Origin of the sequence: Novosphingobium aromaticivorans DSM 12444, assembly GCF_000013325.1 — a bacterium.
Lineage (GTDB): Bacteria > Pseudomonadota > Alphaproteobacteria > Sphingomonadales > Sphingomonadaceae > Novosphingobium > Novosphingobium aromaticivorans.
In genome coordinates, this window is record NC_007794.1 from 1,476,211 (window position 1) to 1,496,822 (window position 20,612).

Consider the following 20,612-nt stretch of genomic DNA (forward strand, 5'->3'; position numbering starts at 1 on the left):
CCCCGCGCAGCCCGACTCGCGTCGTCAGGCCATCGCGTTAACCGCTCGATTAAGTCAGACCTTTGGCGTGCGGTCAATCGCCGCCGATATCAGCCCCGGGCCCGGATCATCTCCGCGATGTCGACGAACTTTTCACGCGGGGCGCCAGCGCGCGCGCGCGCAGCTTCGGCTTCCTCGATCTTCTTCCAATCGCGGAAAGTCACCACGTCGAGCCCGCGGCCTTCGGCAAGGTTGTCGAAGCCGGGGCGCCCCTTCTTGCCGGCGCCGCCGCCGATGTCCGAGGCGATCATTTCGATTACCGCGAAGCCATCCGGGCGGTTGGTGCCGATGGTCCCCGACGGGCCGCGCCGTGCCCAACCAACGCAGTAAAGCCCCGGCAGGATACGCCCGCCGTCGTTGGCGAAGCGCCCCGCGCGCTCGTCGAAGGGCACGCCCGGGATCGGGGAGGTCTGGTATCCGATGCACGACACCACGAGGCTCGCGGGAATTTCATAGAATTCGCCGGTGCCGACGGCGCGTCCCGCCTCGATTTTCGTCCGCTCCACTTCCACAGCCTCGACCCGACCTTCGCCCAATAAGGCCTTTGGCGCGGCGAAGAAGTCGAACTCGACTTCAAGTGGAAGGTCGGCGCGGTGGCTTTCCGGAATGGCCGCGAACGAGCGCAGATGGCTGACGGACTTGCGGATGCCCGGCTCCAGCAGTGCGTCTTCGCCTTCGTCCGGCAGGTCGCGCGGGTCGACCCAGGGGGCGGTACGCGAAAGGTGACCCATTTCGCCCAATTCCTTGGGCGTCATCATGATCTGGTGCGGGCCTCGCCGCCCGAGGATCACGATGCGCTTGATCTTCGAGGCCATCAGCGATTCCAGCGCGTGGCCGACGATGTCGCTTCCGGAAAATTCCTCGCGGGTCTTGGAGAGAATGCGGGTGACGTCGAGCGCGACGTTTCCCATGCCGATGACGACAGCCGTATGTCCTGACAGATCGGGTTCAAGGGCGGTGAATTCCGGATGGCCATTGTACCAGCCAACGAAAGCCGCACTGCCGAAGACATTGCCCAGATGATCGCCGGGCACGCCCAGTTGCCGATCGCGCGGGGCACCGGTTGCGAGAACGACCGCGTCATAAAGCTCCTGGAGCTCCTCCACGGAAACATGCTCGCCGATCTTCACGTTGCCTACGAACCGGACATTTTCCGACAGCGCGGTCTGTTCGTAGCGGCGCGACACGCCCTTGATCGATTGGTGATCCGGCGCAACGCCGGTCCGGATCAGGCCATAGGGTACAGGGAGCATGTCGAAGATATCGACCCTTACGTCGTCCCCCCACTGCTTCTGCGCGGCTTCCGCGGTGTAGTATCCGGCCGGTCCCGAGCCGATGATCGCGATATGCCGCATAGTCTCTCCCGACGAGTCTTTCGCCGGATGCTATCGCATGATCGCCAAAAGGAAAGCGGCGATGCCCGATATCAACACGCGTGTGCGTCGTCGTCGAGGAACGTCCTCAGTCTGGCCACGAACCTTTCGCGCTGGGACAGCATGAAGAGATGACCGCCGCCGCGGAACATCTCCAGTTCGCTGTGCGCAATCGCGTGATGCAGGAAATGCGCGTTGGAAGGAGGAACGAGCTGGTCTTCCTCGTCGGCCATCACCATGACCGGCATCGAGAGCATCGGCAGGATCGGCAAGCTCGACCAACTGGCGAAAGCTGCCATCTGATAGGAGAAGCCTAGCGGCGAGGGGGCCTTTGCCGCGTTGAGCGAGACCCGAGCGCTTCCGCCGCCATTATAGATCGAGGCGAGGTTGCGCTTGAGCGTGCGCTCCACTGAATACTCGCGCGGGTCGGAGAGATGGGCGAGCAGGGCGGCGTTGCCGGGGATCATCGTCGCGCCAGCAGCGGTTGCGGCAAGCACCAGCTTGCCGATGCGAGCCCGATGCTGGAACGCGAACTGCTGGGCCACGGCGCCGCCCCAGCTGATGCCGAGAACATCTGCGCGATCGATTTCGAGCCGGTCGAGAAGGCTGGCCGTGGTCAGGGCCATGCAACTGATAGAGTAGGGAAATACCGGATCCGGCGAGTTGCCTGTCCCCGGCATGTCGAAGCAGATCACTTCCCGTTCGGGCAAGCTGCGCGCCACTGGCGCAAGCAGCTCCAGATTCATGCCGATGCCGTTCAGCAGCAGCAGCGGCGGGCGTTCGCTCGCGCCGGAATGCCATCGTGCGACATGTAGCCTGCGTCCTGCGACGCCGATCATCTTGTGTATCGCGGTATCGGTCACGCGGGCGACACTAGCACCTTCGCAGTCGCAGCAATAGCGCCTGATTGGTATGAAGCTTAACTGTTTCTCAAAACGGCGCGGTGCATGTCTCGACCATGTCCGCAGAGCAGTTTCCGGAAGTAACGAGCACCGCAGGCCGCGCGCGCCACTTTGCGCGTACGCGGCGCCGTGAGCGTTCGGCACAGCCGGCGTTCCGCGAAGCGGGGGCGACTTTCCTGTTCGGAGGCGACCCCTCGAACCGTCTTGTGGCACCGGAATGGCCGAAGATGGCAATTCCGATGGCGCTCGCACTGGCCGGGCTTGCCCTTTTCAACTTGTCCATCCCCACGATCCTTCCGGCACTGCTCGCGCTTCTGGCGCTGGTTGCCACGCACTTCTCATCCATTGCCGTCAAGATCGAGTCGGAGCGGAAGCTTGAAACTGGACAGCGCCTTGCGTTGATGGGACTGGCGGTTGCCTTGCCGATGTTCCTGTTTGGGTCGGCGATGGGCTTCTGGGGGGAGTCAGGGCAGGTCGCATGGTTCGGCTGTCTCGCCGTCGTGGTCACGACTGGTGTCCTGGCGACGGTGGTCCAGTCAGGCCGCCTTGTCGCGGTGATCGCCGCCCAGGTAGGCATCTGGTCCGGTGTGACCTGTGTCGCGAGCCGTGCCGGCGGCTATTTTGCGCTGGTTCTCGGCGTTGCAATTGCGATTGCAGCCTATCTGCGGCAGCGGAAAATCGACTTGCATGCCAGGAAGAAATCCGAAAGCGACCAGCGCGCCCAAACCCGGGCCGAGGAGATTCTCGCAGACTACGAGGAAACCGGGCAGGGCTGGTTCTGGGAAACAGACAGGCGGGGACACCTTGCCTACCTTTCCAGTCCGGTCGCCGCGATCCTCGGCCGCCGGGTGGAGGAGCTTGTCGGCCGACCGTTTTCGGAACTGTTCAACCTGACTGAGCAGTCCGGGGAAGGCGAGCGCACACTGGCGTTCCACCTTTCCGCCCGGTCCAGCTTCAGTGAACTCGCGGTGCGCGCGGCGACGCGCGATGAGGAGCGATGGTGGTCGATTACGGGACGGCCAACCTATGACACATTCAACAACTTCGCGGGGTTCCGCGGATCCGGGACCGACCTGACGGAGAAGCGGCGCTCGCAGGAGCACGCATCGCGGCTGGCCCATTTCGATTCGCTCACCGGTTTGTCGAACCGGTTTCGCATGTCGCAAACTCTCGAGAAGATCCTCCTTGCGCCGCAAGTGCAGCACCGCGCTTGCGCGGTGTTTCTGCTCGACCTGGACCGTTTCAAGCAGGTCAACGATACGCTCGGGCACCCTGCAGGCGACGCTCTGCTCAAACAGGTGGCGCAGCGCCTGGAGCGCGTCGTAGGCAAGATCGGGCGGGTCGGCCGCCTTGGCGGCGACGAGTTTGAAGTGATCCTGCCCGGGAAGATGGAGCGTGGGCAGCTCGGGCACATGGCCGGGCGTATCATCGAAAGCCTTTCGCAGCCCTATTCGATCGAGGGCAGCCGCGTCATGATCGGGGCATCGGTCGGCATTGCGCTCGCTCCTGACGATGGTGTGACCAGCGAGGCGCTGATCCGCAACGCTGATCTGGCGCTTTATGCCGCCAAGGATGGCGGGCGAGGTCGCTTCCATTTCTACGCCCCCGACCTCCACAGCGATGCCGAAGAGCGTCGTCAGATGGAGGAAGACTTGCGCGACGCGGTCTCGAATGGAGGGCTCGAATTATACTACCAGCCCGTCGTCCGGACCGCGACCGAGAAGATCACCGGGTTCGAGGCCCTGCTGCGCTGGAATCATCCGGAGCATGGATGGATCAGTCCTGCTCGCTTCATCCCGATTGCCGAGGATACCGGCCTCATCGCCACCATCGGCGAGTGGGCTTTGCGCACTGCATGCCAGGATCTCGCACGCTGGCCGGAGAACGTCCGGGTGGCGGTCAACGTGTCTCCGCTTCAGTTCGCCAACCCCTCGTTGCCGGTCGTCGTCACCAATGCCCTAGCCACGGCCCAGGTGGCGGCCGAGCGGCTTGAGCTGGAAATCACCGAGAGCGTGTTCCTCAACGACGACGAGGGCACCGACCAGATGTTCAAGTCGTTGAAGGCGATCGGCGTGCGGCTAGCCCTGGACGATTTCGGAACCGGCTATTCGTCACTTGGCTATCTTCGCTCGGCGCCCTTCGACAAGATCAAGATCGACCAATCCTTCGTTCGCGGTGCAACGCAGCCGGGCAGCCGAAACGGCGCGATCATCGCGTCCATCGTCAGCCTTGCCGAAGCGCTGGGTATGGAAACGACCGCCGAGGGCGTGGAAACGCTCGACGAACTCGATCTCGTGCGCATGCTCGGGTGCAGCCACGTCCAGGGGTATATCTACGAACGACCGCTATCCGCGATGAACGCCGCTGCGCGGCTCTCCACAGGATTGATGGCCATCGCGCAAGGCCCGCGTTCCGCGCGTGCCGCCCGCCAGTCCATGCTGCGCAAGGTCATCCTCGACCATGGCGGTCACCGCTATGATGCCATGGTGCGTAACATCAGCCAGACCGGCGCACTCATCGAAGGGCTGTGGAATGTGCCGGCCGGAACGATCTTCCGCATCCTGATTGCCGACAATCACGTCGTGACCGGGACCTGTCGCTGGTCGGCCGATGATCGGATGGGCGTTGAATTCTCGGTGCCGCTACGCCTGGATGAGAACGGGCGGATCGCAGCCGTTGCCGCCCCCGTCGGGGTGCGGTTCGCGATTGCAGAACAAGAGGTCGTTGCGTCGCGCAAGGTTGGCTAAGCCGAAGGCTCAGCCCAGCGCCGCGAGCTTTTCCTCCGCCAAGCGGTCAAGCTCGGCGCGGCTCTTGCGTTCAGAAGCCGTCTTCAACTGCCCGCAGGCCGCATCGATGTCGCGCCCGCGCGGAGTTCGCACAGGTGCGCTGATGCCGGCTTCGAACACGATGTTGGCGAAGCTCTTTATCCGATCCGGGCTCGAGCACTCGTAAGGCGCTCCCGGCCACGGGTTGAACGGGATCAGGTTGACCTTTGCGGGAAGCTTGTACTGACGGATCAGGCGAACGAGCTCGCGCGCATGGTCGTCGCTGTCGTTCTTGTCCTTAAGCATCACGTATTCGAAGGTGATGCGCCGGGCGTTGGAAGCACCCGGATAGTCAGCGCACGCCTGGAGCAGTTCCTCGATCCCGTACTTGCGGTTGATCGGTACGATCTCGTCGCGCACGTCCTTGGTGACCGCGTGGAGCGAAACCGCAAGGTTCACGCCGATTTCCTCGCCGCAGCGCTCCATCATCGGAACCACGCCACTGGTGGACAGCGTGATGCGGCGCTTCGACAGGGCAAGGCCATCCCCGTCCATGACGAGCTTGAGCGCATCGCGGACATTGTCGAAGTTGTAGAGCGGCTCGCCCATGCCCATCATCACGATGTTGGTGAGAAGGCGCCCGTCCGAAGTATAGCTACCTTCGTCCTCGTCATCGAAATCCAGGCCAGCCATGGTGGCAACGCGGGAATCGTTGGCGCCCTTGGGCCATTCGCCCAGCGCATCACGCGCCAGCATGACCTGGCCGACGATCTCGCCCGGGGTCAGGTTGCGTACCAGACGCATGGTTCCGGTATGGCAGAACCGGCAGTTCAGCGTGCAACCGACCTGGCTCGAAACGCAAAGCGTGCCGCGGTCGGCGTCGGGAATGAACACCATTTCGAAGTCATGCTTGTCGGCCGTGCGAAGCAGCCACTTCCGGGTGCCGTCGGTCGAGACCTGCGCTTCGACGATTTCGGGACGGCCGATGACGAAGCGTTCGGCCAGCCAGGGGCGCATGGTCTTGGCGATGTCGGTCATGGCGTCGAAATCGGTGACGCCGCGGTGATAGAGCCAGTGAAATACCTGCTTGGCCCGCAGTTTCGCGGCCTTCGCGTCCAGTCCGGCTTGCGCAAACAGTTCGGCGATCTGCTTCCTTGGTAGCCCGATCAGGTCGATGCGTCCGTCCTCACGCGGAGTGACTTCGCGCGGAACGGGAACGGGATCGACGTGCCCGGGGATGGGCATGGGAGCAATTTCGGTGTGGGTCTGCATCGCGCGCATATAGTGCGTCGCGTGCGCGGGCGCAAACGGTGCGCGAAATCCGGCCGACAGGCGATCATTCGCACCCCATCGCACGCTGGCAACAGTCCAACCACAACGGGTGTGGCAGGAATGCAACGGTCGTTTCGTTGTGTGAGGTTAATGAAACTGGATCGTCCCCCGGACATTCGGACAACCACTGTCGGGTCGCATCTAGCCAAGGACCGGCAGGCACGTTCGAATGGAGTGAAAACATGAAAAAGATCTGCGCAATCCTCGCCGCCGGCACTGCCATCGCTGCTGCTCCTGCGTACGCGCAGGACGCCACGCCCGCCGAAGCCTTCAGCGGTTTCCACGCCGAAGCTCTCGTGGGCTATGACCACAACCGCTCCGGCAGCAGCGAAGATGTCGACAACACCCGCGATCTCAAGCAGTCCATCGACGGCGTCGAATACGGCGGCGCGATCGGCTATGACATTCCGCTTGGCACCAATCTTGTCGCCGGTGCCGAAGCTGAAATCACCGACAGCAGCGCGAGCTGGGACAACAACAACGACCAGCCCAACGTCTTCAACCTCGGTCGCGTCGAAGCGGGCCGCCAGTACTACGTCGGCGCCCGTCTCGGTTATGCAATGTCGCCGAGCACGATGGTCTATGTGAAGGGTGGCTACAGCAACGCCCGCTATAACCTTCAGGGCACCGACGGAACCACTAACCTGCGCCAGCGGCTTGACGCCGACGGCTACCGCGTGGGTGCCGGCGTCGAGCAGAAGGTTGGCGAGAACGCCTTTGTGAAGCTCGAGTACAAGTACGCAAACTACAGCAAGGGCGAATTCGACTTCAACGGCGACACGCCGGACAGCAGCCGCTTCAACCTCGACACCGACCGTCATTCGATCACCGCCGGCGTTGGCGTCCGCTTCTGACGCAGTTCGGGTCGCAGCAAACGGGAAGGGCGGGCCTCGCGGCTCGCCCTTTTCGCATTGGCGAGGCTACCGGTTTGCGCAGCCCAACGCTGCCGCGTCCATCGCCGAGGCCGCCCCTCCAAGCCGGTAGCTGTCGCGGAACGTCCGCCCATCCGCTCCCCTGGCTATCACGATCATCGTGCGCGCGCTGCGCATCTGGGCAAGAATCCCTGCGTTGGCAGTCTGGTCGACCGGCCAGGCGTCGGCCTGTCCAGTGGTCAGCGCGAAGTTGGCCTCGGGAAACGAAACAATCACTTTCGAACCGGGCGAGAGCCGGCGCCCGAGCCTTACGTGAACGGCTGCGCGAATGTTCCGGGCGGGCCAATAGCCCACAGTGAAGTACGGCTGGAACTCTTGTTTCCTGCCTACGATCTTGTCGGCCATGGCGATGGCATAGCAGCGCGGAACGCCGGGATCGCGGAAAGCGCCCCAGGTGCCGAACACGCCAAGGCTGTCGCGCGCCAGCGCTGTCCCGGTTCCCAACCCCGCTAGGCTTGCCGCCGCCAGAGCAAGGAGCCGCTTCAAGGCTCGTTGCGCCCGGTTCGCTCCATGAAGGCCCCATCGAGAAGTCTGGTCGCCCGTTCGGCTTCCTTACGGCAACCGGCCTTCTCGCCTTTCGTGCGTCCGAACTTCGCGCGGTTCTCTTGGGCTTCGACCTCTCGAAGCTCGCGCGCCTTGGCTTTCCTTGCCGAACGGAGGTTGACGATATCGCCCATCAGGCGTGCTCGATCCCACGTTCGGATCCGTACAGCACGCGTTCGTTGCCGTTCTCGACCAGTGCGATCGAGCCCTGCACGAGCGATGGAGCGATCGGTGCGCCATGGATCGGATGGACCGGATATCCGGCCATGATCCCGCGCAGTACCCGGCTGGAGATGCCGTGCATCACTACGATATGGTTGCCGTCCATATCCTCCAATCCGTCAAGCCAGCGGTTGAGCCGCGCCGCGATCATTGGATAGTCCTCACCATCGGGGGCAGGGCGCAGCAGGTGATCCTCGACGACGATCGGGCCGACTTCGTCCTCTACGTCACTGTAGGAGCGACCGCACCACGATCCCATGTCGATCTCCTTGAGATCCATCGTGCGCCGTCCGGCAAACCAGTCGAGACCCAGTTCCTCCGCGATCAGTGCCGCCGTCTGCAACGCACGGCCCGTGTCGGATATGTGTAGCGTGACCTGTGGCCGCTCTCCCAGCTCCTGCCGCAATGCGCAGCCCATGGCGACGGCCTGCTCGAAGCCCTGTCGCGTCAGCGGCGTGTGGATGTGGTTGGCCTGAAGGCGGCGGGTGGCGTTGTAGACCGTCTCGCCGTGGCGCATGATGTAGAAGCGACCGCTTGTCATGGAGGGATGGTTTAACCTCAAGCTTCCGGATAGGAAATCGCCATTATTTCCCACTCCTTCTGGCCCGAAGGGAGCCGCACGATGCGCAGGTCGCCCACCCGGCTTCCGCGCAGCGCCTTGGCGATGGGGGCGCTCCAGCCGATCAGGCCCTTGGATGCATCTTGTTCGTCGTCACCCACCAGCGTCAGCACCTTTCGATTGTCGTCCTCGTCGGCGATCTCGACGGTCGCGCCGAACAACACGCGGCTGCGGTCTTCCTGACGGGCAGGGTCCACCACGCGAGACGCCTTCATGCGCCGCGCGAGGAACGCCAGTTCCCGGTCGATCTCGCGCATCCGCTTGCGCCCATAAAGATAATCGCCGTTCTCGCTCCGGTCGCCATTCCCCGCCGCCCAACTGACGATCTCGACGATCGCAGGGCGTTCGGTGCCAAGCAGATGGTCGTAGCGGGCGCGCAGGGCGGCAAATCCGGCAGGCGTAATGGGATGTCCGTCAGGCTTCATGGGCAGGGCTTTAGGGCGAGGATGGAAGGGGCGACAAGGCTTATCCGGCGCTAAGCTGCGCATGGGCCTTCTCTTGCCTGGACGCCGTTCCGGGCTGGGGGTCAGCCCGGCTCCCGCTTGCCGATGAAGTAGCTCATCGGATTTGCCCCGCGATAGCTGGCGTACTGCGGATTCATCGCTTCGTAGACCACCGCGTTTTCCAGTACGCGCTGCACGTAATTGCGCGTCTCGGACAACGGGATGCGTTCCATCCATTCGATCCAGTCGATACCACCGTTGCGGGGGTCGCCGTTGGCGCGCAGCCATTTGTTCACGTTGCCGGGCCCTGCATTATAGGCTGCCACGGCCAGCGGCCACGACCCGCCGTAGTAGTCGAGCATGCGCTGGAAATAGCCCGAGCCCAGCCTGATGTTGTACCCGGCGTCCTCGGTCAGCGCGGAGGCATCGTACGAGAGGCCAAGCTTTCCGGCCTGCTCGTTTGCGGTGCCCGGCATGAGCTGCATGAGGCCGCGCGCGCCGGCGTGGCTCACCGCGTTCTGCGCGAACTGGCTTTCCTGCCGGCTGATCGCGTGGATCATCGTCCACTTGGTCTCGTATCCCTGAGGTACGGGGATCAGGGGGAAGGCGATGTGCTGGAAATCGAGGTAGCCGCGCGCCGCCGCTGCCTGCCCGACGATCACGCCGAGATCGCGCCGCCCCAGATCGCGCGCGAGTTGCGCCACCATCATGTGCTGCGCCTCGCTCTGCTGCTGCTCGGCGATTTCCTTGAAGAAGCGGACCGTCGTGCGCCAATCTCCGTTGCGCGCCACTTCGCGCACGGCCTGGGTGAGGGGGCGGGAGTAGAAACGGCTACGTTCTTCAGCAGAAATCTGGGAGGTGGCATCGGTCGCGTATTTCGGCACGGGGCGCCCCAGGCGCTCCAGTGCCAGCAGGCCGTAGAACTGGTCGCCGTATTGCGCGGCCATTTCGAAATAGTGCCGCGCATCGGCCTGAAGACCTGCTCGAGCCGCCGCCTTGCCTGCCCAGTAGAAGCCCTTCGAACGCGTGCCCGGCGTCCGCGCCGCCGCGCCATAGCGCCAGAACAGCGGCGCCGCGCTTGCGCCATCGCCGAGGTTGAACCACGCCTGCGTTCCACCAAGCCACATGAGCGAGGTATAATCGTCGCGCAGACCATAAGTGGCCTTGCTCACGTCCTCTCCGGGAGAGAACGCGTCGTCGATCCCGGCGGCGATCCGCATGGCGGAGCGCGCGTCACCGGCACTTGCTGCCGCGCGGGCATTGATGAGCAATTCCTCGACCCATTTCTCGCGGTCGAGTGGTTGGCGGATGAGAAGCGGACGGTTGGCGAGCAGCGCGCGGGCCGCGGGGCCCTGCCCGGCCTTGCGCAACTGGCGGACGCGCTGAAACACGAATCCGGGATCGCTGTTGAGCTGCTCGCTCGACACGCCAGACAGCGAAGCAAAGGGATCGCCGCCCTGCATCGCGGCCAGACGGGCAGTGTCGATGCCCTTGCGCGCGGGACTGACCCATGCCAACTGACGCGACGCCTGCTCCGTCGCCCCGGCCCACAGCAACGCGTCCATGCGCGCGTCATGGTCGTCGAGGGTGAAGCTGGAGCCCCAGGCAGAACGAAGCGCGCTTTCCGCGCTGTCGGTCATCGGGCCGCCGCGCCAGGCAGCCCGCGCCGTTTCGCGCGCTTCGGGCCGGCCAAGCTGCATCAGCGCCAGGGCATATTGCGCCCTCCCGAGATTGGTCAGCGGTGGCTTGCTGTCGAAATATGCGACAAGGCGGTTCGCGTCTGCTGCCTCGCGTTCAAGCGAAAGCTCGGCATACCGGCGCAGCTTCTCCTCGTCCGGAAAGCCGGGATAGGAAAGGACGAACGTCGAATAGTCCGAAAATCCGAAGCGGTTGGAACTGGAAAGGAGTTTCCACCGTTCGACCGCGTTCATCATGGCGCCGCCCTGGCTGGCCACCAGATTGGCGCGCGCGCGGTCCCAGTCCGAGCCATCGGCCCCATCGGCACCGCTAGCATGCACTGCGCTGGAGGCGGCGAGGGCCTGAATCAGGAGGCCTGCGACGCCGGAACGCAAGATCAAGGCTTTCACGTCCATGCGGGACATACTATGGAGCGGCTCCTTATCAGGCGCTGAACAGACCCCCGTGGGCAAAGTGCGCGATGCACCGAAGCAACCATGCGGCAAATTGAGGGATATTGTCCATGTTTTCCGGCTCGATTCCGGCCCTTGTGACTCCTTTTCGCGATGGAGCGTTCGATGAGAAGGCGTTCCGCCGCCTTGTCGACTGGCAGATCGAGAACGGCTCTTCGGCGCTCGTTCCCTGCGGCACCACCGGCGAGGCTTCGACGCTTTCGAACGCCGAGCATCACCGCGTCATCGAAGTCTGCGTGGAACAGGCGGCCGGCCGCGTTCCCGTGATCGCCGGCTGCGGCAGCAATGACACGATGAATGCCTTGCTGCACATGAACTTTTCCAAGAAGTGCGGTGCGCAGGCCGCGCTCTGCGTTGCGCCCTACTATAACCGGCCGAGCCAGGCTGGCATCATTGCGCACTTCAGCTACCTGGCGGAGCACAACGACCTGCCGATCGTGCTCTACAACGTACCTGGCCGCACCGTGACCGACATCCTGCCGGAGACTGTGTGCGAACTCGCCAAGCGCTATCCGGACAAGATCATCGGCATCAAGGATGCCAGCGGCGATCTGTCGCGCGTGACCGACCACCGCATGGGGATCGGCAAGCATTTCTGCCAGCTTTCCGGCGACGACGAGCTGGCGCTGCCCGCCAATGCCGCCGGGGCGGTCGGTTGCATCTCCGTCACGGCTAACGTGGCGCCCAGGCTCTGCGCCGATTTCCAGGCTGCCTGCGCCGCGAACGATCTGGAGAAGGCGCGAGAACTGAACGACAAGCTCTATCCGCTGCATTACGCCATGTTCGAGGACGCTTCGCCGGGGCCGGTGAAGTACGCGCTGAGCCGGGTGTTCGCGGACATCAACGAAGACCTGCGCCTTCCGATGGTCCCGTGCAACGAGGCTGCCCGCAAGGCTGTCGACGCTGCGCTGGTCCACGCCGGACTGCTCGAACTCGCCTGAGGCACAACTGCCCGACAAAGTGTGAAGTGCCACTTCCGCTTTGCCGGGCCAGCGCCTACATGGCGGCGATATGGCTCGTCCCGTTCATCCCGAATTCGACAAGAAGAAGGTCGTCGCCGAAAATCGGCGGGCACGCTTCGAGTATTTCATCGAAGAGACCTACGAGGCTGGAATCTGCCTGACCGGCACCGAGGTGAAGTCGCTTCGCTTCGGGGAAGGTTCGATCGCCGAGAGTTATGCCGAGGTGAAGAACGGCGAAGTCTGGTTGGTCAATTCCAACGTTCCCGAATTCAGCCACGGCAATCGTTTCAATCACGTGCCGAAGCGTCCGCGCAAGCTATTGCTGAAAGAGCGCCAGATCGCGAAGTTTACCGGAGCCGTGGAGCGCAAGGGCATGACGCTCGTGCCCCTGTCGATCTACTTCAACAGCCGCGGCCGTGCGAAGGTCGAACTGGCGCTCGCGAAGGGCAAGAACGCTGCCGACAAACGCACGACGATCAAGGAACGCGATTGGAAGCGCGAAAAGGCGCGGATCATGAAGGACCACGGTTGACGGGCATTTTCCCTGCGGCGCTTCAGCGCGCTGAAAGAGGTGGTCGTCCAACAGTGGTCAAACGTCCCGTGGCGGGGCGGACGGGAAACGGGTAGAACGCAAGTCACGATGTTCGACAGGATCGTCAACTGGGCGCGGGCCAACATGCCGACGCGGGAGCAGATGGAGCAGAACCGCTTCGCGCGCCCGCTTGCCGCGCGCCATGAACTCTGGCGCTTCACTCGCCGTTCGGTGCCCCGGGGCGTTGCGGCTGGCCTGTTCATCGGCATTTTCGCGCTGATCCCGGGCGTCCAGATCGTCGGTGCCGCGCTCATGTGCGTGCCGGTGCGCGGCAACATTCCGCTGGCCGTGCTGATGACTTTCGTGTCGATCCCGCCGACGACGCTGTTCGTCTTCCTTCCCGGCGCAATCTGGGTCGGCAATCGCTTTGGCTACCACGCCGATTTCTCGACCGTGAGCGATCTCGTTACGCGAGGCGCTTCGGTCGGAGACTGGCTTGCCTGGCTTGGCAGCGATGCGGCGCCTTCGCTGATCATCGGCCTTCTGCTTATCTCGCTGGCGGCGGCCGCCATCGGTTACTTCATCTCGGCTATCGGGTGGCGCTGGTGGACGGGGCACAAGCGCAAGGCCCGGCAGATGCGTGCCGCTGCCCGGGATTTCCCCGACTGATGGCGTCACGCGGGGGCGACACGGCCGCCGGTCCGTCCGGCCTGGCGCCGATGCGGGACTGGCTCCTGCTGGGCGGCGCGGTTTCGGCTAGTGCTGTGGTCCTGTGGAACGCATCGGGCCAGCCGCTCGTCGCCGCAGGCTTCGTTGGCGGCGTAGCGGCCATTGGCGCGGCGATTCGACTGTTCCTGCGACCTGCTCAGGCCGAGTCCTCTCCGGAGTTTGCGTTACCCGATTGGTCGGTGACCAATGCCGCGATCGAGCAATCCAACGATGGCATCGCAATCACGGATCGCGCCGGTCGGTTGGTCTGCGCCAATGCGCTGATGAGCAACTGGTTCGGTCTTTCCGCAGTACCGCCCCGCCTTCCGCTCGATCGCGAAGCGGTCGATGCACTGGAAGCCGCAACCCGGGCGGCCTGGCGCGACGGCACCGCGACCGCCGAGCCATTGGTCTCCTCCAATGGCACCTGGCGTGCCGAAGTCCGCCGAGCCGGACGGGGCGAGGATTTCCTGATCTGGCGTTTCATGCCGGTTGCCACCCAGGACCTCGTTGCCGAAATAGTCGGGCAGATCGGGGGCAAGCTTGGACGGGCGCTGGCGCGCGAAGGCATCCAGGCGGCCGTGGTCTCTCCGGAAGGTATCGTGCTTTCGGCAAATCCGGCGTTCGTTCAGCGAGCTACCGGCAACGGATCAGCAGACGTCGTTGGCGCGGATTTCGTCTCGTTTCTTGCAAGCGACGAGACCGAGCGTGTCTACTATGCGCGCGAAGGGCGAAAGGGCGCGTCGATCCGGCTGGTTCACCTGCCGGTGGCCGATCCCGATGGCGTTGCCAACGTCGACCCCGCCCGAACGACTTCACTGTTCCTGCTGATCGACGAACAGGGTAGCGTTGGTGAAGTGCGCGCAGGCCTTCCGCAGATCGAGGCGCTGCTTGCCAGATTGCCCCTCGGGCTTGCCATGACGGACCGCGATGGCCGGTTCCTCTTCGCCAATGCCGCGTTCCTGCGTGCTGCCGGTCACGACGACACGATCCCGCCGCCATATCCGTCGGACCTGGTCATCAAGGAAGACAAGGGGGCCCTGTCCGACGCCGTGCGGCGCTACGCGCAGGGTATTCCGATGGCCGGCGACGTTGCGGTACGGCTTCGGGCTACGCCCGAGGAGCCCGTTTCACTGAGCCTTGCAGGCGTGCGCGGCTTGGGGGAAGGGGCGGTTCTGCTGAGTCTCAAGGACTCGTCCGAGGAAACCCGCCTCAAGCGCGAAATTGCGCAGGCGACGAAGATGCAGGCCGTGGGCCAACTCGCTGGCGGCGTCGCCCATGATTTCAACAACGTGCTGACTGCCATCATCGGCTATTGCGATCTCATGCTGATGCGGCACACGCCCGGTGACAGCGACTACGATGACATCCAACAGGTCAAGGCCAACTCGAACCGCGCCGCTTCTTTGACGCGCCAGTTGCTGGCCTTCTCGCGCCAGCAGACCTTGCGTCCGCAGGTGCTCCAGCTTCCCGATGTCGTCGCCGAGGTATCGGCCCTGCTCAAGCGGCTTATCGGGGAAAAGATCACGCTTGAGGTGACCCACGACAGAGACCTCGGCTTCGTGCGTGCAGATCCGACGCAACTCGAACAGGTATTGCTCAACCTTGTCGTGAATGCCCGCGATGCCATCAACGACAAGTTGGCGGCACCTGGCGCGAAGGGCAGTGGCGTGGTCAAGCTGATGACCCGAAGAGTGACTGCGGCCGACGTCCGGTCGATGAAAAGCGAGATACTTCCGATCGGTGATTACACGGCGCTCATCGTCGAGGACAACGGTCACGGCATCAAGCCAGGGCAGATTGGCAAGATCTTCGAACCGTTTTTCACAACAAAGGAGAAAGGCAAGGGCACTGGCCTCGGCCTTTCCACCGTCTATGGCATCGTGAAGCAATCAGGCGGGTTCATTTTCGCGGAAAGTGAGGTCGACAGGTTCACGCGGTTCAGCATCTACCTGCCTGTTCATGTTCCTGACGCTGCGGAGATCGCGCACGCCAGGCGACCGGCGCACGAAGCAAAGCGCGAGTGGGCCGGTGGCGGGCGAGTGCTGCTGGTCGAAGACGAGGACACCGTTCGGGCCGTTGCCGAACGCGCACTGACCCGGCAAGGCTATGAGGTGACCACCGCCGCCGACGGCGAGGAAGGCTTGGAGGCCATCGGGCGTGACGGTGATTTCGACCTCGTCGTGTCGGATGTTGTCATGCCGACGATGGACGGTCCCGCGATGGCGCGTGAAATTCGCGCGCTGCGTCCGTCAATGCCTTTTCTCTTCATGTCGGGATATGCCGAAGAGCAGTTAAGGCGCGAGATCGACATTCCGAACATGCACTTCCTGGCAAAGCCATTTTCTGTCCAACAGATATGCGAGGCGGTCGAACAGGTCCTGCGAGCGCGCTGAGTTCCGTTGCGAACGGGTCAGGTTGCGCGCTGGCAAAAGCGCGCTGGCTAAAACACGCTGCCTGCACCGCTACCTTTGCGCGTATTCGTCCAACTTGCTGCAAGTTCTTCATACGCCGCCCAACCAGCGTGAGCGGGATGTCCTGGATTTGCTCTTGCGCAAGGCGCCGGTGGCTGTGTGTCTCTAGACCAACTGGCCGCAGTTTCGTCGAGAGGCCGCAAGATAAAACATGCCTCGCTGCGTGTCGTGATATCCAGCATCCGGCAGAAGCTCATGCCCGGTGTATGCGGACGAGGCGGGAGGCATGATCCCGGCAGGCGGATGCAGTTTGTCCATCTTCCGCGCTGTCAGAGCCCCGGGGCAGCGCGGAAACCTGTCAGAATGCAATCTGCAGGAGGCACTCCGTCCCTTCGGTAAGGCTCTCCGCCTTGCGTACGGTCGCCTTGACGGGAATGATCCAGCCGTGTTCCCGGCTCGGGAAGGCAGAGGTACTCCACGTGGTGCGTCCTATTGTTGCCTGGACTTTGACCGAACCCCAGCCCGATCTTCGGCCCGTTTCGAGACGCTGCATCAGCGCGGTTCCGGAAAGTGCATCGGCTACCGGTCCGTTGACGCCGACAAAGAACCAATCGCCGTTTGTGCTCCCGCTCCAGCGCCAGAGAACGACCGTCAGGCTGTGCATCGGATCAAATGCCCCGCCTGACAGGAACTTTCAGGTTACAGATGTCTATGCCGCCCGCAGGCTGGATGAAGAACGGATCACGCCGGTTCGCGCTGGCTTCCGCATACTGCCGGAACGATGCGCTCTCGGTGGAAAGGTATTCGAAGCGGCCAAGGTCCGGCACCTCGGTTGCGAGGCGGACGGACACTATCGGTGTGCGCTCCTCGGGGTTTGAGTAGACGCCCATCGGTGCGGGGCCGCGGGTTAATGATGAAAGATGTTGAATGCCCTCGATCACTCTGCCGACGACGGCGATGTTGCGATCGAGCTGGCGGGGGGCATGGCCTATTACGGCATACAGTTCGGAACCGGTGCCGGTATCGGGCGAAAGGTTGCGCGCTACGCCAACGGTTCCGTAGCAATGTAGTGGCCACGCGCTTGGTCCGTTTTGCGATGCGGCTAGCGGCCATCCGCGATAGAAGAACGTCTCATCCGCATAAGGGTCGGTATCCTTGGATTTCTTGCGCATCAGAGCGTGCCATGCAGCATGGGTTCCCTCGATTGTGGCAAGCCAGGTATCCAGTTCTTCGTGCGTCGCGCTGCGTTCCGGCCCCTCCGGGCGTATGACGTATCGTTTTTCGGGCACGACTTCGAGCCCCGGCGGAAGGGGGCGGGCCTTCGCGGCGTCCTCCCCATCGGCATCTCCCCATTGTGCCACCCAGTTGTCCTGGACGCGGTAGACTGACGTTCCGTCCCACCAGTGCGCAGCAGCCAGAATGCGCATGTTGCCGACCCATCCCTGCGAGAAGGGATCGGGCACCACCTGAATCACCACGCGGCGCGGACGTCCTGCCGCATCCGGCGCAAGATCCATGACCAGAAGGTCGTCCGGCGCGATCGCGAGCCAGTCCGTGGCAGGGGCGGCAGCAACGATTTCTGCCGGCGAAAGCGCCGGGGAATTGCTGTTTGGGGTTGAAGCGGCGGCGATGGCCGCGGCAAGGAAAGAAACTAACGACATTTGCGCATCATTGCAGGAACCGGTGGCTTGCGAAAGCGCGCGCGTACAGCTAGGGGGCACCCTCCAGAGCGATTTGGTTGATCGCCTGATTCACGTTTTGGTGCATCACGCGCGGGAACGTTCAGGCTGGTGCGGAGCGGTGGCCGAGTGGTCGAAGGCGCTCGCCTGGAAAGTGAGTATACGTCAAAAGCGTATCGAGGGTTCGAATCCCTCCCGCTCCGCCAGCCAGCCCCCAAACCATTCTCAGATTTCAGGGGCTGCCGCGGAAGCCGCAGCGTTGCGCCGGTTTGCGCGGTCTAATCCGTGACAGGCGCCCCGTGGACAGCGCGTCTCCGGGGCCATTTGGGCGCCCTCGGACGGGCCAGTCTCCGCACGTTTCATGATCGGTACGGTTTGCCCCTGTTTCCCTGCAAATTGGGAATTATCAGGGAAAAAACCGCATTTGAGCAGGAAAATCAGCCGTTTTACGGGCATATGCCGCCCGGCCTTGCGGAATTATGCAGCATTTCCAGTGCGTTGCCGCGCTGAATCCCGTTTCCCTGTTATTCGCCGTAACAGGGTATTTATTCGCCCATAACAGGCCTCGATATCGACCATATCAGGCCGCGATATCGCGATAACAGGGACTCAGGTGTTACGACGTCCAGCCAAGTGCCTCGACCTGCGCCTGCCAGGCAGGCGGGATGTCACGGGCCATCAGAAACGCGAGACTGATGTGGCGCGGCTGGCGGCCGGCGAGAATGTCGCGCTGGAGGTGAGGGGCCAGAAATGCGAGACGCAGCAGCTTGCGATCATAGGCCGTGGCAGGCGCGGCGACGATCGTCGGATGGCCATCGGCGTCACGCGTCAGCATGCCATGCGCCTTGCGCAGCGCAGCAATCAGGACTGGGTCACGGTCGCCATCGGTATGGCCGGCGGCAGCGCTGCGCTGTCCGCCGCGCAAGGGGAAGGCGACAGGAACGCAGAGGACGAGCTCGCGCCCTGCGAGCCTTGCTTCCATCCCCGCGGGCAATGCCGTCGCCAGCTGGCGACGGGCGCTGACAGGCAGGTACAGTTCCAGACCCGTCGGTACGATGCGCACGCGCCGCAGCAGCACGAGCGGATCATCGCTTGCCGGGAGCGCTGCGCCAAGCCGTGCCGTGACGAGGGCTTCGAGCGCCGCAGCGGGAAGCCGCCGGATCGCACTGCCCGGCAGAGTGCGCCCCTGCTGGAGGGCGGCAGAGACATAGTAGCGGTAGATCCTTCCCCCGCGGCCGCGTGAGTGCGATGGAGACATCGGCTGACCACCGGCATCGAGAATGCGACCGGCAAGAAGAGCGCCGGCAGTGCGCGGCCCTTGCCCCTCCGGCGCGGTTGTCCGGCGCCGGTTGCCAAAGCGGATGGCCTGCGTCCTGGCAAAGACGTCGGGATCGACGATGGCAGCATGGGCCCCGGGATGACAGGCGGCCTTGTGGACGATCTCGCCAAGGTAGATGCGATTGCCGAGTAGATGGAAGAGCGCGCCGCGCGAGAAAGGGCGTCCGCCGTGGGACTTGCCCGCTGCGGTCACCCAGACCTTGGAGCAGACGCCTTCCTCCTCGAGCGCGGACGCGAGACGGTGTACCGAGCGACACGCGAGATAGCGCTCGAAGATGTGACGCACGATCGCCGCCTCGGCTTCGTTGACGACGAGGGTGCGGCTGCCCGGAACAGGGAGGTCGTAGCCGAGCGGAGGTATCCCTCCCATCCACATGCCCTTCGCCTTGGAGGCTGCGATCTTGTCGCGGATACGCTCGCCGGTGACCTCGCGCTCGAACTGGGCGAACGAGAGCAGCACGTTGAGCGTGAGCCGGCCCATGCTGCTGGTGGTGTTGAATGCCTGGGTGACCGAGACGAAGCTCACCCCGCGCGCATCGAAGCGCTCGACGATGCGGGCAAAGTCGGCAAGGCTGCGCGTCAGGCGATCGATCTTGTAGACCACCACCACGTCGATCCGCCCGGCCTCGATATCGGCAAGCAGGCGCTGGAGCCCGGGGCGCTCCATGGTGCCGCCCGAGTACCCGCCATCGTCATAGCGCGTGGCAACCAGCCGCCAACCCTCGGCCGCCTGGCTCTTTACATAAGCCTCGCCTGCCTCGCGCTGGGCATCGAGGCTGTTGAAACCCTGTTCGAGCCCTTCATCCGAGCTCTTGCGGGTGTAGATCGCGCAGGCCAGCGTCTTCATGGGCGGCGTTGCCTGAGGCCGAAGAAACGTGGCCCGTTCCAGCGCGATCCTGCGATCGCGCTCGCGGCAGCCGAGAGGCTGGGGTATAGCGTGCCGTTCCAGCGGAAGCCCTCGGCCTCCACCACCACCTCGACCTCGCGACCCTGCCATGTCCGGGTCAGGCGTCCCCCGATGCCGAGTTCGAGCCCTTCGGCCGCTACCCGGCCCTTGCGCGCGATTTGGCGGCGGCTATCACTGTCGAGACCACCTGCGGCACTTGCCTGCATCCGCCAAGCGAGCAGCATCCGTAGGATTGCCACGGAACGCAGGGCAGGGGGGCTACCGTAGTGCCTCCTCCACTCGGCCCTGAGACCCTCGAGATCGAGATCCATCAGTGCCTCGACCCTGCGGTCGCAGTCGGCTGGCCTGCCCGTTTCGTTCGGACCGGCCGGCCGGCCGGCGAGGTCCACTGCCGTGCTTGCCATCACCTGCTCTCCGCCCGGTAGTGGCGGACGCCGTCGGGCTTGTCCGAGGTGATGGTAAGTCCACGCTTCTTCAGCGCGCCGGCAAGGGTGCCGCGTACGGTGTGCTGCTGCCACCCGGTAGCGGTCATGAGTTCGGCAATCGTCGCCCCTTGCGGTGCGCGCAGCAGCGCCTCGACCATGTCGAGCTTCGACTGTGCCCTGGTACGGCCGGACGTGCCGCTGCCGGGTGTGGCCGCCTGCGTCTCGGGGCGCTGTTGCGCCTGTGCCTGGGGCTCGCGGGCCATGCGGCGCTGGCGCGGTGAGCGGGAGGATTGGGCCTTGTCGGTCATCATGGGTCTTCCGGTTGCG

Annotated in this window: 19 protein-coding genes and 1 tRNA gene; 7 read left to right on the forward strand and 13 right to left on the reverse strand. The window is 63.9% G+C overall.

Annotation, left to right across the window (positions count from 1 at the left end):
* Positions 1 to 89: 89 nt before the first annotated feature.
* Both SARO_RS07185 and SARO_RS07190 read right to left on the reverse strand, forming a co-directional pair.
* Positions 90 to 1,394: an FAD-dependent oxidoreductase gene (locus SARO_RS07185; protein ID WP_011445091.1), complete on the reverse strand. Its 1,305-nt coding sequence runs from the start codon at positions 1,392 to 1,394 to the stop codon at positions 90 to 92.
* Positions 1,395 to 1,465: 71 nt separating this feature from the next.
* Positions 1,466 to 2,275, reverse strand: a complete 810-nt coding sequence (locus tag SARO_RS07190; protein WP_234007416.1) for an alpha/beta fold hydrolase — start codon at positions 2,273 to 2,275, stop codon at positions 1,466 to 1,468.
* 95 nt (positions 2,276 to 2,370) lie between these two features.
* Here SARO_RS07190 and SARO_RS07195 point away from each other — a divergent pair, with 95 nt between their 5' ends.
* Positions 2,371 to 5,061: an EAL domain-containing protein gene (locus SARO_RS07195; RefSeq protein WP_011445093.1), complete on the forward strand. Its 2,691-nt coding sequence runs from the start codon at positions 2,371 to 2,373 to the stop codon at positions 5,059 to 5,061.
* A gap of 9 nt (positions 5,062 to 5,070) precedes the next feature.
* On the opposite strand, the gene rlmN is transcribed toward SARO_RS07195, so the two are convergent.
* Entirely contained in the window at positions 5,071 to 6,360 is a 1,290-nt protein-coding gene (gene rlmN, locus SARO_RS07200) for a 23S rRNA (adenine(2503)-C(2))-methyltransferase RlmN (protein WP_011445094.1), read from the reverse strand.
* A gap of 233 nt (positions 6,361 to 6,593) precedes the next feature.
* Here rlmN and SARO_RS07205 point away from each other — a divergent pair, with 233 nt between their 5' ends.
* Positions 6,594 to 7,265, forward strand: coding sequence for an outer membrane protein (locus SARO_RS07205; RefSeq protein WP_011445095.1), 672 nt, complete (start codon positions 6,594 to 6,596; stop codon positions 7,263 to 7,265).
* Between the two features lie 66 nt (positions 7,266 to 7,331).
* On the opposite strand, the gene SARO_RS07210 is transcribed toward SARO_RS07205, so the two are convergent.
* The 5 genes from SARO_RS07210 to SARO_RS07230 form a co-directional block, all read right to left on the reverse strand.
* A complete protein-coding gene (locus tag SARO_RS07210; RefSeq protein ID WP_011445096.1) occupies positions 7,332 to 7,829 on the reverse strand; it encodes a hypothetical protein in 498 nt (165 codons plus the stop codon).
* Positions 7,826 to 8,020, reverse strand: coding sequence for a DUF4169 family protein (locus SARO_RS07215; RefSeq protein ID WP_011445097.1), 195 nt, complete (start codon positions 8,018 to 8,020; stop codon positions 7,826 to 7,828). Before SARO_RS07215 ends, SARO_RS07210 begins: the two co-directional genes overlap by 4 nt.
* Positions 8,020 to 8,649: a phosphoglycerate mutase family protein gene (locus SARO_RS07220; RefSeq protein ID WP_011445098.1), complete on the reverse strand. Its 630-nt coding sequence runs from the start codon at positions 8,647 to 8,649 to the stop codon at positions 8,020 to 8,022. The genes SARO_RS07215 and SARO_RS07220 overlap by 1 nt, the downstream gene beginning before the upstream one ends.
* A gap of 17 nt (positions 8,650 to 8,666) precedes the next feature.
* Positions 8,667 to 9,152, reverse strand: a complete 486-nt coding sequence (locus tag SARO_RS07225; protein ID WP_041550218.1) for a GreA/GreB family elongation factor — start codon at positions 9,150 to 9,152, stop codon at positions 8,667 to 8,669.
* A gap of 101 nt (positions 9,153 to 9,253) precedes the next feature.
* Positions 9,254 to 11,257, reverse strand: a complete 2,004-nt coding sequence (locus SARO_RS07230; RefSeq protein ID WP_324608753.1) for a lytic transglycosylase domain-containing protein — start codon at positions 11,255 to 11,257, stop codon at positions 9,254 to 9,256.
* Between the two features lie 113 nt (positions 11,258 to 11,370).
* On the opposite strand from SARO_RS07230, the gene dapA reads away from it, so the two are divergent.
* The 4 genes from dapA to SARO_RS07250 all read left to right on the forward strand — a co-directional run bounded on the left by dapA (position 11,371) and on the right by SARO_RS07250 (position 15,918).
* Positions 11,371 to 12,261, forward strand: coding sequence for a 4-hydroxy-tetrahydrodipicolinate synthase (dapA, locus tag SARO_RS07235; protein WP_011445101.1), 891 nt, complete (start codon positions 11,371 to 11,373; stop codon positions 12,259 to 12,261).
* A gap of 70 nt (positions 12,262 to 12,331) precedes the next feature.
* On the forward strand, positions 12,332 to 12,814 hold the full coding sequence (gene smpB / locus SARO_RS07240; protein ID WP_011445102.1) for an SsrA-binding protein SmpB: 483 nt from the start codon (positions 12,332 to 12,334) through the stop codon (positions 12,812 to 12,814).
* A gap of 108 nt (positions 12,815 to 12,922) precedes the next feature.
* A complete protein-coding gene (locus tag SARO_RS07245; RefSeq protein ID WP_011445103.1) occupies positions 12,923 to 13,483 on the forward strand; it encodes a DUF2062 domain-containing protein in 561 nt (186 codons plus the stop codon).
* Entirely contained in the window at positions 13,483 to 15,918 is a 2,436-nt protein-coding gene (locus SARO_RS07250; protein WP_011445104.1) for a hybrid sensor histidine kinase/response regulator, read from the forward strand. Before SARO_RS07245 ends, SARO_RS07250 begins: the two co-directional genes overlap by 1 nt.
* Positions 15,919 to 16,294: 376 nt before the next feature.
* On the opposite strand, the gene SARO_RS07255 is transcribed toward SARO_RS07250, so the two are convergent.
* Together SARO_RS07255 and SARO_RS07260 are read right to left on the reverse strand one after the other, a co-directional pair.
* Positions 16,295 to 16,600 carry a DUF1905 domain-containing protein gene (locus SARO_RS07255; protein ID WP_011445105.1) on the reverse strand — a complete coding sequence of 102 codons (306 nt, stop codon included), beginning with the start codon at positions 16,598 to 16,600 and terminating at the stop codon, positions 16,295 to 16,297.
* Between the two features lie 4 nt (positions 16,601 to 16,604).
* Positions 16,605 to 17,597 (reverse strand): peptidylprolyl isomerase, encoded by a 993-nt coding sequence (locus tag SARO_RS07260; protein ID WP_011445106.1) that lies wholly within the window; start codon positions 17,595 to 17,597, stop codon positions 16,605 to 16,607.
* 133 nt (positions 17,598 to 17,730) lie between these two features.
* Here SARO_RS07260 and SARO_RS07265 point away from each other — a divergent pair.
* Positions 17,731 to 17,821: transfer RNA gene (locus SARO_RS07265), tRNA-Ser, on the forward strand.
* 410 nt (positions 17,822 to 18,231) lie between these two features.
* Here SARO_RS07265 and SARO_RS07270 read toward each other — a convergent pair.
* The 3 genes from SARO_RS07270 to SARO_RS20590 are packed head-to-tail and all read right to left on the reverse strand — an operon-like array spanning position 18,232 to position 20,548.
* Positions 18,232 to 19,800, reverse strand: a complete 1,569-nt coding sequence (locus tag SARO_RS07270) for a recombinase family protein (RefSeq protein WP_011445107.1) — start codon at positions 19,798 to 19,800, stop codon at positions 18,232 to 18,234.
* Positions 19,797 to 20,264 (reverse strand): DUF2924 domain-containing protein, encoded by a 468-nt coding sequence (locus tag SARO_RS07275; protein WP_011445108.1) that lies wholly within the window; start codon positions 20,262 to 20,264, stop codon positions 19,797 to 19,799. The genes SARO_RS07270 and SARO_RS07275 overlap by 4 nt, the downstream gene beginning before the upstream one ends.
* Positions 20,264 to 20,548 carry a DUF3489 domain-containing protein gene (locus tag SARO_RS20590; protein ID WP_198136635.1) on the reverse strand — a complete coding sequence of 95 codons (285 nt, stop codon included), beginning with the start codon at positions 20,546 to 20,548 and terminating at the stop codon, positions 20,264 to 20,266. The genes SARO_RS07275 and SARO_RS20590 overlap by 1 nt, the downstream gene beginning before the upstream one ends.
* Positions 20,549 to 20,612: the final 64 nt, after the last annotated feature.

Bases quoted from the DNA above. Each gene is read 5' to 3' on its own strand.
- SARO_RS07185 (WP_011445091.1), bottom strand. From the start codon at position 1,394: ATGCGGCATATCGCGATCATCGGCTCGGGACCGGCCGGATACTACACC.
- SARO_RS07195 (WP_011445093.1), top strand. From the start codon at position 2,371: ATGTCCGCAGAGCAGTTTCCGGAAGTAACGAGCACCGCAGGCCGCGCG.
- rlmN (WP_011445094.1), bottom strand. From the start codon at position 6,360: ATGCGCGCGATGCAGACCCACACCGAAATTGCTCCCATGCCCATCCCC.
- SARO_RS07205 (WP_011445095.1), top strand. From the start codon at position 6,594: ATGAAAAAGATCTGCGCAATCCTCGCCGCCGGCACTGCCATCGCTGCT.
- SARO_RS07215 (WP_011445097.1), bottom strand. From the start codon at position 8,020: ATGGGCGATATCGTCAACCTCCGTTCGGCAAGGAAAGCCAAGGCGCGC.
- SARO_RS07220 (WP_011445098.1), bottom strand. From the start codon at position 8,649: ATGACAAGCGGTCGCTTCTACATCATGCGCCACGGCGAGACGGTCTAC.
- SARO_RS07225 (WP_041550218.1), bottom strand. From the start codon at position 9,152: ATGAAGCCTGACGGACATCCCATTACGCCTGCCGGATTTGCCGCCCTG.
- dapA (WP_011445101.1), top strand. From the start codon at position 11,371: ATGTTTTCCGGCTCGATTCCGGCCCTTGTGACTCCTTTTCGCGATGGA.
- smpB (WP_011445102.1), top strand. From the start codon at position 12,332: ATGGCTCGTCCCGTTCATCCCGAATTCGACAAGAAGAAGGTCGTCGCC.
- SARO_RS07245 (WP_011445103.1), top strand. From the start codon at position 12,923: ATGTTCGACAGGATCGTCAACTGGGCGCGGGCCAACATGCCGACGCGG.
- SARO_RS07250 (WP_011445104.1), top strand. From the start codon at position 13,483: ATGGCGTCACGCGGGGGCGACACGGCCGCCGGTCCGTCCGGCCTGGCG.
- SARO_RS07255 (WP_011445105.1), bottom strand. From the start codon at position 16,600: ATGCACAGCCTGACGGTCGTTCTCTGGCGCTGGAGCGGGAGCACAAAC.
- SARO_RS07260 (WP_011445106.1), bottom strand. From the start codon at position 17,597: ATGTCGTTAGTTTCTTTCCTTGCCGCGGCCATCGCCGCCGCTTCAACC.
- SARO_RS07270 (WP_011445107.1), bottom strand. From the start codon at position 19,800: ATGAAGACGCTGGCCTGCGCGATCTACACCCGCAAGAGCTCGGATGAA.
- SARO_RS07275 (WP_011445108.1), bottom strand. From the start codon at position 20,264: ATGGCAAGCACGGCAGTGGACCTCGCCGGCCGGCCGGCCGGTCCGAAC.
- SARO_RS20590 (WP_198136635.1), bottom strand. From the start codon at position 20,548: ATGGCCCGCGAGCCCCAGGCACAGGCGCAACAGCGCCCCGAGACGCAG.